The sequence below is a fragment of the Pseudomonas sp. ICMP22404 genome (genome assembly GCF_006227205.1).
Taxonomy (GTDB): Bacteria; Pseudomonadota; Gammaproteobacteria; order Pseudomonadales; family Pseudomonadaceae; genus Aquipseudomonas.
This window is the reverse complement of sequence record NZ_VCNG01000002.1, coordinates 434,526-443,631: the sequence shown is the minus strand read 5'-3', so window position 1 is coordinate 443,631 and position 9,106 is coordinate 434,526. Positions and strand designations below refer to the sequence as shown.

7 protein-coding genes are annotated in these 9,106 nt (G+C 61.4%); 3 read left to right on the top strand and 4 right to left on the bottom strand.

What is annotated here, in order from left to right; genetic code table 11:
* The first annotated feature begins 1 nt into the window (after position 1).
* Positions 2 to 1,645 carry a cyclic peptide export ABC transporter gene (locus tag FGE05_RS05765; protein ID WP_139642322.1) on the top strand — a complete coding sequence of 548 codons (1,644 nt, stop codon included), beginning with the start codon at positions 2 to 4 and terminating at the stop codon, positions 1,643 to 1,645.
* Between the two features lie 191 nt (positions 1,646 to 1,836).
* On the opposite strand, the gene fhuF is transcribed toward FGE05_RS05765, so the two are convergent.
* The gene (gene fhuF, locus FGE05_RS05760) at positions 1,837 to 2,526 is read right to left on the bottom strand and encodes a siderophore-iron reductase FhuF (RefSeq protein ID WP_139642320.1); all 690 of its coding nucleotides are present in this window, start codon (positions 2,524 to 2,526) and stop codon (positions 1,837 to 1,839) included.
* Positions 2,527 to 2,720: 194 nt separating this feature from the next.
* Between fhuF and FGE05_RS05755 the strand changes: the two genes are divergently transcribed.
* Both FGE05_RS05755 and FGE05_RS05750 read left to right on the top strand, forming a co-directional pair.
* Entirely contained in the window at positions 2,721 to 4,430 is a 1,710-nt protein-coding gene (locus FGE05_RS05755) for an ABC transporter ATP-binding protein/permease (protein WP_139642318.1), read from the top strand.
* Positions 4,431 to 4,663: 233 nt separating this feature from the next.
* Positions 4,664 to 5,887, top strand: a complete 1,224-nt coding sequence (locus FGE05_RS05750) for a zinc-dependent alcohol dehydrogenase (protein ID WP_139642316.1) — start codon at positions 4,664 to 4,666, stop codon at positions 5,885 to 5,887.
* A 63-nt stretch (positions 5,888 to 5,950) separates the two neighbouring features.
* On the opposite strand, the gene FGE05_RS05745 is transcribed toward FGE05_RS05750, so the two are convergent.
* The 3 genes from FGE05_RS05745 to FGE05_RS05735 are packed head-to-tail and all read right to left on the bottom strand — an operon-like array spanning position 5,951 to position 8,955.
* Positions 5,951 to 6,799 (bottom strand): ureidoglycolate lyase, encoded by an 849-nt coding sequence (locus FGE05_RS05745; RefSeq protein ID WP_139642313.1) that lies wholly within the window; start codon positions 6,797 to 6,799, stop codon positions 5,951 to 5,953.
* Positions 6,800 to 6,835: 36 nt separating this feature from the next.
* The gene (locus FGE05_RS05740; protein ID WP_139642311.1) at positions 6,836 to 7,576 is read right to left on the bottom strand and encodes an SDR family oxidoreductase; all 741 of its coding nucleotides are present in this window, start codon (positions 7,574 to 7,576) and stop codon (positions 6,836 to 6,838) included.
* On the bottom strand, positions 7,573 to 8,955 hold the full coding sequence (locus tag FGE05_RS05735) for an MFS transporter (protein ID WP_139642309.1): 1,383 nt from the start codon (positions 8,953 to 8,955) through the stop codon (positions 7,573 to 7,575). The genes FGE05_RS05740 and FGE05_RS05735 overlap by 4 nt, the downstream gene beginning before the upstream one ends.
* Between the last annotated feature and the right edge of the window lie 151 nt (positions 8,956 to 9,106).

Below are 9,106 nucleotides of genomic sequence, written 5' to 3'. Positions count from 1 at the left end.
AATGGATCTGTTGTTACTCATGGCTAAACGCTCATGGCGCGCACTGCTGGTGGCGACCCTGACGGGCCTGATCTGCGGCCTCGCCGCGGCCGGGTTGATCGCCAACATCAACCACAGCCTGACGGTGTTCGATCAGTTGCGTCCGGTGGATGGCCTGTATTTCGGTGGGCTGGTGGTGCTGGTGGCGATATCGCGGGTGATCTCCGACATCAGCCTGCTGCGCCTGGGCCAGGGGGCGGTCAACGACATGCGCCTGCACTTGAGCGCCAAGCTGATCGACACGCCCTATGCGCAGTTGCAACGCCTGGGCAAGCACCGCCTGCTGGCGATGCTGACCGACGACACCCAGACCATCAGCCAGGCAGTGGAGCTGGTGCCGATCCTGTTGGTCAATGCCGGTATCATCGCCGCATGCCTGGCTTACCTGGGCTGGCTGAGCCTGCCGTTGCTCGGTTTGACGATGCTGTTGATTGCCCTGGGCAGCCTCAGTTTCAACTGGCCGCAGCGCCGGGCCTTGACCTCGATCTCCCGTGCGCGGGAGCTCAAGGACCAGTTGTTCGACCAATACCGCCTGCTCACCGACGGCAGCAAGGAGCTGCAACTCAACCACCCGCGCCGGCAGCACTTCTTCACCCGCCTGCTGATACCGGTGAGCCAGCAGTACCGCCGGGACTTTGTACGGGGCATGAGCATCTATGCCCTCGTGCTGAACTGGGGCAATGCAGTGTTCTACTTGCTGATCGGCGTGGTGCTGTTCGCGGCGCCGCAGTTCATTGACCTGAGCGCCAGCCTGGTGACCGGCTATATCCTGGCGATCCTGTACATGATCACGCCGCTGTCGGAACTGATGCACGCCTTGCCGACCCTGGGCCGGGCCAGCGTCGCGCTGAACAAGATCCGCGCCCTGGAAGGTGAGATGCAAACCGCTGAGGAAGCCGTCGGGACGATCTCGCCGACCCAGGTTCGCAGCCTGGTGTGCCGGCAGGTCAGCCATACCTACTATCGCGAGCGCGAGGACGGTCATTTCACCCTTGGCCCCATCGACCTGACCCTCAATGCCGGCGAAGTGGTGTTCATCACCGGCGGCAACGGCAGCGGCAAGACCACCCTGGCCTTGTTGCTGACGGGCCTCTACCGGCCGGAAGGCGGCGACATCATGCTCGACGAGCAAGTCTCCTCAAGCAATGACAACCACCACTACCGCCAGCACTTCTCAGCGATCTTCACCGACTTCTGCCTGTTCGAGAACCTGTTCGATGGCGACGACCCGCAGTTGGTGAAGCAGGCCCAGGACTACCTGATCCACCTGCAGCTGGATCACAAGGTGCACATCGAGGAAGGCAAGCTGACGACACTGGCGCTGTCCACCGGACAACGCAAGCGCCTGGCGCTGCTCAGCGCCTATCTGGATGATCGTCCGTGCTATCTGTTCGACGAGTGGGCAGCCGACCAGGACCCGGTGTTCAAGCACTTTTTCTACACCCGGATCCTGCCGGACCTGCGCGAGCGCGGCAAACTGCTGATCGTCATTTCCCATGACGATGCCTACTTCGGCCTGGCGGACCGGCTGATTCGTATCGAGCATGGCCAGCTCAGCGAAATCGCGCCCCAGACCATTGTGAAAACGCCGGCCATGCTCTCCTGAAGCAGTCGATAGACCTGTGGCGAGGGGATTCATCCCCGCTGGGCTGCAAAGCAGCCCCAAAGCCCTGGTACTCGATATCAAGTGGATTGAGTCACCTATGTTGGGGCTGCTGCGCAGCCCAGCGGGGATAAATCCCCTCGCCACAGGTTCATCGTTCTTCTTAGGTGAACAGCATTACCCCCTAACGGGGCTCACGCTTCTTCATAGATGTAATGCAGGTAGCTCACCTGCTCCGCCAGGGGCAGGCGATGCAGTTTGGGGCAGGACTCGCAGAGCACCGGCGGCTGGCCTTCGACGGGTTCGTGCAGTTGGTAATGCAGGCAGCAATGCCGGCGCAAGGGCAAACACGGGCAGATCTGCGGCGCGGGTGATTCGACCATGCGTTGCAGGCCCCGCAACTTCAGGCGCCCGTCATTCACCGTGACCGGTTCCAGCCACTGGTGCGCCTCGGCAAACCCATCCCGGGACAGGTCGGGGTCCATTCGCGCGAACGCACCATCCCAGATGGCAACCATGTTGCCCCACAGTATCTTCGGTGCCAGGCCCCCGGCGGCGGCCAGGGTCGCGAACAGCGGTGCCAGGTGCTCGTGGACCAACCGTGACCAGTAGGCCGCGTGCTCGTCCGGGCCCAAAGCCGGTAGTCGGCTTGCCAGCCCCAGGGCCGAAGGCTGACCGTCATCGTGCAACAGCACCGCCTCTTCGCCCCAGAAATCGATGGCGCTGTGGCGGGTCAACACACAGGCCAGGGTCGCTGGCAGGACGATGCTCATGTAGTTCATCGACCATTGCGACGCCACGGCGGCGCGATTCACCCCCGGATAACGCAGGGCAAAGCGGGCCAGCAGCGGTTGCAGCACCTCAGGGTCGGCAAGTCGGCTCAACGCAACGGAGGGCTGCTCGCCAGCCCCCTGCCGGATCACCCGCTGTATCGGCGGCCAGGCCTGATTGAGCCATTCTGGAAATTCGATGGCGGGTCTCCCTTTCCCTAATTAATGCAAACGATTAGCATTGGCTGATCCTATCCTTCCTCATCTGCAAACTCAACGTCGTCAGCGACCGGGCTTACCAAGACCACATGCACACACTCCGCACTTTCTGGCGTCTCGCGCGGCCGTTCTGGACATCCGAGGAAAAATACCCGGCCCTGTTGCTGTTGTTGGGCACTGTGTTGATGACCCTGTGCCTGGTGGGCATCAACATTCTCAACAATTTCTGGAACCTGCATTTCTACAACGCGTTGCAGGCCCTGGACTATCACGGCTTTCTCGTCGGCAGCCTGCAATTCATCCTGCTGCAAGTCGGCATGGCCGGGTTTACCGTGGGCGCGTTCCACTTCCAGCAGAAGCTGACCATACGCTGGCGCCGTTGGGCCACCCGGAACATGCTCGACCAATGGCTGGGCAGCCAGCGCTACCAGAAGCTGAGGCTGAGCGAGACCGAGGTCGATAACCCCGACCAGCGGATCGCCGAGGACATCGACCTTTTTATCGTCAAGTCGCTGAAATTGAGCCTGGGGCTGTTGACGTCGGTGGTGTCGCTGTTCTCCTTCCTGAATATTCTCTGGCAGGCGTCGAACCTGGTCAGCGTGCCGTTCGATGACCAATCGGTGGTCATTCCAGGGCTGCTGGTGTGGATCGCACTGGTGTATGCGTTGCTGGGCACCGGCCTGGCGTTCTGGCTGGGGCGCGCATTGCCAAGCCTCAACTTCATGCAACAACGGCGTGAAGCGGATTTCCGCTTCTCTCTCATCCGCCTGCGGGAAAACGCCGACTCGGTGGCCCAATACCGCGGCGAAGCGGTGGAGAACGAGCGCTTCAACCAACGCCTGGAGGCGGCGCTGGAGAACTTCTGGGAGCTGGTCAAGAAGCAGAAGCTGATCATGGGTTACTCGACCTTCTACCTGCGCAGCGCCACGGTCATCCCCATGTTCATCATGGCGCCGCAGTTTTTTGCCGGCGCGTTCCCCTTGGGTCGCCTGACACAGATCAGCGCAGCCTTCGGCGAAGTCCATGCGGCCATCGCCTACCTGGTCAGCGTGTTTCCGGAACTGTCGGAATGGAAGTCGGTGATCGACCGTTTGAACGGCTTCCAGGAGCGCCTGGATCACCTCGAAATCAAGTCCGAGGTCCGGCTCGAACAACAGGCCAGTGGCCTCGATATCAAGGACCTGGACGTCTGGCTGCCCAGCGGCCGGCAATTGTTCAAGGGCTTCAACCTGTCGCTCAAGCCCGGCGACAGCCTCATGATCAGTGCGCCGTCCGGCTACGGCAAATCGACTTTGCTTCGCACCATCAGCGGGCTTTGGCCCCATGCTCGCGGCACCAGCCGCTACGACCGTGAGCAGGCACTGACACTCTCGCAAAAACCCTATCTGCCGCTAGGCTGCCTGCGCGAAGCGCTCTGGTACCCCAACCCGCCACGGCGCGAAGAAGATGCCGCGCTGCGCCAGGTGATGGAACAGGTTGGCCTGCAACACCTGGGCGACCAACTGGATGAAGAACGGGATTGGACCCAGACCCTCAGCGTCGGCGAGCAGCAACGCTGTGCTTTCGTCCGCGCCCTGCTGGCCCGCCCGGCGGTGCTGTTCCTCGACGAAAGCAGCTCGGCACTGGATGCGGTCAACGAGCTGCGTTGTTATCAGTTGCTCAAGCAGACGCTGCCGCAGACGATCCTGATCAGCGTCGGGCACAACGCTTCGTTGGAGCATATTCACTGGCAGGTCCTGGAACTCAAGGACGGGGCGCGGTGGGTGCATCGCAAGGTTCAGCAGGCGGCCGTCAGCTAGCCGGGCTGCCGTCATCGCGAGCAGGCTCGCTCCCACAGGGCTTTCGGACGATTGCAAGATCTGTGGGAGCGAGCCTGCTCGCGATGGCGCCAGCGCACGCCACACCGACCCAAACTGACCCGCCGCTTTCGCGATGACCGCCAGTCCCCGCACCGCAAGATCTCTCTGAACTTCCATCCGGCATCTTCCCTCTGCCCTTTACCAGCACACTAATCAGAGAGAGGCAGGACATCATGAGAGCACTCACTTACCACGGTGCGCACACTGTAAAAGTCGACACGGTCCCGGACCCGATCCTGATGGACAGCGATGACATCATCCTGCGCGTCACGGCGACCGCCATCTGTGGTTCGGACCTGCACCTCTATCGCGGCAAGATCCCCTCGGTGGAACATGGCGACATCTTCGGCCACGAGTTCATGGGAATCGTCGAAGAGACAGGTCCCGCAGTCACCGCCGTTCAACCCGGCGACCGCGTGGTGATCCCGTTCGTGATTGCTTGCGGCAGTTGCTTTTTCTGCCAGATGGACCTGTTCGCGGCCTGCGAAACGACCAACACCGGTCGCGGCGCCATCCTCAACAAGAAAGCCATCCCACCCGGCGCAGCGCTGTTCGGCTTCAGCCACTTGTATGGCGGCGTACCCGGTGGGCAGGCCGAATATGTACGGGTGCCGAAGGCCAACACCGGCCCCTTCAAAGTGCCTGGGACCCTTTTGGACGAAAAGGTGCTGTTTCTTTCGGACATCCTGCCCACCGCGTTCCAAGCGGTCACCAATGCAGGGATCGGCAACGGCTCGAGTATCGCCATCTACGGCGCAGGGCCGGTCGGTTTGTTGAGTGCCGCATGCGCCAGGATGCTGGGCGCCGAGCAGATCTTCATGGTCGATCACCACCCCTATCGCCTCGCCTACGCACAGCGCACCTATGGCGTGATTCCGATCAACTTCGATGAAGACGACGACCCCGCCGACACGATCATTCGCCAGACCAAAGGCATGCGCGGTGTCGACGGCGTGGTCGATGCGGTGGGCTTCGAGGCCAAAGGCAGCACCACCGAGACGGTGCTCGCCACGCTCAAGCTTGAAGGCAGCAGCGGCAAAGCCCTGCGCCAGTGCATCGCGGCCGTCCGCCGTGGCGGGGTCGTGAGCGTGCCGGGGGTGTATGCCGGCTTCATCCACGGCTTCCTGTTTGGCGATGCCTTCGACAAAGGCCTGACGTTCAAGATGGGACAGACCCATGTGCAGCGCTATCTTCCCGAGTTGCTCGGCCACATCGAGACCGGTCGCCTGGCGCCAGAGGTCATCATCAGCCACCGGATGTCGCTGGAACAGGCCGCCGAGGGGTACGAGATTTTCGACAAGAAGCAGGAGGACTGCCGCAAGGTGATCCTGACGCCGGGCGACTCAGCCATCGCATTGCCGGAGGGTGACGGCCCGGCCCTGGTGCTGGGAACTTGAGTTCAGCGACCAGGGCAGCACTGGAGGCACTGGGCGAGCCCGTACGCGATAAACGGTCCGGTATTACTCCGCCTGCACCGTAACCTGGCGTTGCTCTCCCAGCCCCGTAATGCCCAGGCGCACGGTCTGCCCCGGGCGCAGGAACACTGGTTGCGGCTTGATGCCCAAGCCGACCCCGGGGGGTGTTCCCGTCGAGATCACATCCCCCGGCTGCAGGCTCATGCACCGGCTCAGGTAGGCGATCAGCTGCGGTACGCTGAAGATCAGCGTTCGCGTGTTGCCGTTCTGGTAGCGGTGCCCGTCTACTTCCAGCCATAGGTCCAGGTCATGGGGATCGTCGATTTCGTCCCGGGTGACCAGCCACGGTCCGAGGGGACCAAAGGTATCGAAGCCCTTGCCTTTGTCCCAGGTGCCGCCCCGCTCCAACTGCCACTCCCGCTCGGATACGTCGTTGATGACGCAATAGCCGGCAACATGCTCCATCGCCTTCGCTTCATCGATGTTGCGCCCGCCCTTGCCGATGACGACGCCCAACTCCACTTCCCAATCGGTCTTGAGCGAGCCGCGGGGGATCTGGATGTCGTCGTTCGGCCCGCAAATGGCGCTGGTCCATTTGCCGAAGATGATCGGCTCCTTCGGCACGTCCATATTCGACTCCGCCGCGTGATCGGCGTAGTTCAAGCCGATGCAGATGAACTTGCCGACGTCCCCGACACAGGCACCGAGCCGTGGCTGTCCGGCGACGATTGGCAGGCTGCGCGGGTCTAGGTCGGCCAGCGCTGCCAACCCCTCCGGACTCAGGACGTGCCCTGCGATGTCCGGCACGTGCCCCGAAAGGTCGCGGATCCGATTCTCGGCATCCAACAGACCGGGTTTTTCCGCGCCTTTTTCACCATAACGCAACAGTTTCATCGAGTGTTCCTCATTCAAATCCAACGTAAAGACGATTCAGAGGCTCATGCCGCCGTCGATGACATGCACAGCGCCGGTGGTATAGGTCGACGCATCGCTACCCAGGTACACCGCCAGTTGCGCGATTTCTTCGGTGCTGCCAATTCGGCCCATGGGCTGGCGCTCAAGGAACTGATGATAGATCTGTAATTCATCGACGCCCTGTTGCGCAGCCTGGGCAGCAATGCGCTGGCGCAACGAGGGCGAGTCCACCGTACCCGGACAGATCGCGTTGCAGCGAATGCCCTGGCCGACAAAGTCAATGGCGACGGCCTTCGTCAGGCCTATCACCGCGGCCTTGCTGGTCGCATAGGCGAAGCGGTTCGGCACGCCCTTGATACTCGACGCCACCGACGACATGTTGATGATCGAACCACCGCCACGGGCCAGCATGCCCGGCAGGAATGCGCGGATGGTCCGATACATCGCCGTGACGTTGAGGTCCATCGAGCGCGCCCAGGCCGATTCGTCGCACTCCAGCAGGTTGCCGCTGTGCACGTAACCGGCACAGTTGAACAACACGTCCAGGCCACCGATTCGTTCACAGGCCGTGTCGATGGCCTCGGCAGACGTAACGTCCAGTGTCATGGCTGTGACCCCTTCAATGCCCCTCAGTGCACTAATATCGATATCACTGGCGAACACCTCGGCACCGGCCCGGGCGAAGGCAATGGCGCTGGCCATGCCAATGCCCTGCCCTGCGGCCGTGACCAATACGCGCTTATTGAGCAGATTCAAGCGACCTCCAGTTTTGCTGACGTGACGGCGACCTTGGGGGTTCGGGCGAGCATCGAGACGGGGATGGCCAGGATCAGTCCACCGCTGACCAACAGACACAGGGCCAGTACATAGGTGCCGTTATTGATGTTGCCCGTGAGGGTTTCCGCTACCGCGGTGATCATCGAGCCGGTGAAGCCCGACAGGTTGCCAATGGCGTTGATCATGCCGATGCCAGCGGCTGCCGCGACGCCCGACAACAGCGTCCCAGGCAGAGTCCAGAAAATCGGCATCAGGCTGAGGATCCCCGAAGCGGCAACGCTGAGGAACAGTACGGACAGCACCAGATTGTTGGCGAAGAAAGCGCTGAGGATCAGGCCGACGCCGCCGATGAAGGCTGGAATGGCGGCGTGCAGGCGCCGCTCGCCGGTGCGGTTGGAGTGCCGCGCGTTGAGCAACATTGCCACGACGGCCACCGCGTAGGGAATCGCGGTCAGCAAGCCAATGTGCAAGCTATTGGTGATCCCGGTGCTCTTGATGATCGAGGGCATCCAGAACGCCAGGCCATAGAAGCCTGTGTTGAAGGTCAACAGGATCAGCACCAGCAACCACACCCGAGGGTTGAGGAACACCTCGCTCAAACGGCTGGCCTTGCCTTGGTTGTCTGTCTGCAGATTGGCCTTGAGCAGGTTTTTCTCCGCGACAGAGAGCCATTTTGCCTTATCGATGTTATCGGCCAGGCAGACAATCACCACGAACGCCATGATGATCGAAGGGATGCCTTCGATCAGCAGCATCCATTGCCAACCGGACAGCCCCTGCACGCCTTGCATGCTGTTCATCAGCCAACCGGAGAGGATTCCGCCCAGCGTCAGGCTGACCGGCAACGCCAACAGGAAGCCGGACATCACCCGGCTTTGCCGATGGGTCGGGAACCAGTAGTTGAGGTACAGGATCACGCCGGGGAAGAAGCCCGCTTCGCAGACACCCAACAGGAAGCGCAGCACGTAGAACATCGTGCTCGATTCGATATGGAAGAAACCCGCCAGCGGCACCGTGTAGGCCACGGCCATGGAGATCACGGCCCAACTGAGCATGATCCGGGCAATCCAGAACCGCGCGCCGAAGCGATGCAGCAGCAGATTGCTGGGGACTTCGAACAGGAAATAGCCCCAGAAGAACATACTGGCGCCCAAGGCATACACGGTGTTGCTGAACTGCAGTTCGTTGAGCATGTCGAGCTTGGCGAAACCGATGTTTACCCGGTCAAGGTAAGCCGCCATGTAACACAGGAGCAGGACGGGAAGGATGCGCCAGACGACTTTACGGTAGGTCCGGTCTTCGAAATCAAGTTCACCGGTTTGCGCCTGGGCAGGTAAATGCTCGGAGACGGTTTGCATGTGATAACCCCTGGGCACGTGGACATGCCTGATTGTTTTTATCGGATGGGAGCTGGGGCTCACTCTACGACCGTGAAACGATTCTTTCCCAATGGCATTTTTTGATTAAGCGATAACGTTCCGTTATCGCAGCAGTCGCCGCTTTCCAGTT

Coding starts and splice junctions, on each gene's coding strand:
- FGE05_RS05745 (WP_139642313.1), bottom strand. CDS start 6,799: ATGAAACTGTTGCGTTATGGTGAAAAAGGCGCGGAAAAACCCGGTCTG.
- FGE05_RS05735 (WP_139642309.1), bottom strand. CDS start 8,955: ATGCAAACCGTCTCCGAGCATTTACCTGCCCAGGCGCAAACCGGTGAA.
- FGE05_RS05755 (WP_139642318.1), top strand. CDS start 2,721: ATGCACACACTCCGCACTTTCTGGCGTCTCGCGCGGCCGTTCTGGACA.
- FGE05_RS05750 (WP_139642316.1), top strand. CDS start 4,664: ATGAGAGCACTCACTTACCACGGTGCGCACACTGTAAAAGTCGACACG.
- FGE05_RS05765 (WP_139642322.1), top strand. CDS start 2: ATGGATCTGTTGTTACTCATGGCTAAACGCTCATGGCGCGCACTGCTG.